Annotated in this window: 1 tRNA gene; it reads left to right on the top strand. The window is 45.5% G+C overall.

Annotated features, from left to right (window positions below):
* Window positions 1-74, top strand: a tRNA-Thr gene (locus RT99_RS24495).
* The last annotated feature ends 168 nt before the right edge of the window (window positions 75-242 follow it).

The following is a 242-nucleotide window of genomic DNA, read 5'->3' as shown; positions in this document are numbered from 1 at the left end:
GCCAGCGTAGCTCAGTTGGCTAGAGCAGCTGATTTGTAATCAGCAGGTCGTGGGTTCGAGTCCCTCCGCCGGCTCAACAAAACCATCACTTTTAGTGGTGGTTTTTTCTTTAAAATACTTGTGAATTTATTTTGGAAATATAAAAAACCATTTTATCTTTGCACCCGTAATGAGTCGCCAGCGTAGCTCAGTTGGCTAGAGCAGCTGATTTGTAATCAGCAGGTCGTGGGTTCGAGTCCCTC

The sequence above is a fragment of the Flavobacterium sp. MEB061 genome (assembly GCF_000834715.1).
In the GTDB taxonomy this organism is placed as follows: Bacteria; Bacteroidota; Bacteroidia; order Flavobacteriales; family Flavobacteriaceae; genus Flavobacterium; species Flavobacterium pectinovorum.
Note: the sequence above shows the minus strand (reverse complement) of the source record. Positions and strands in the feature narration are given on the sequence as shown.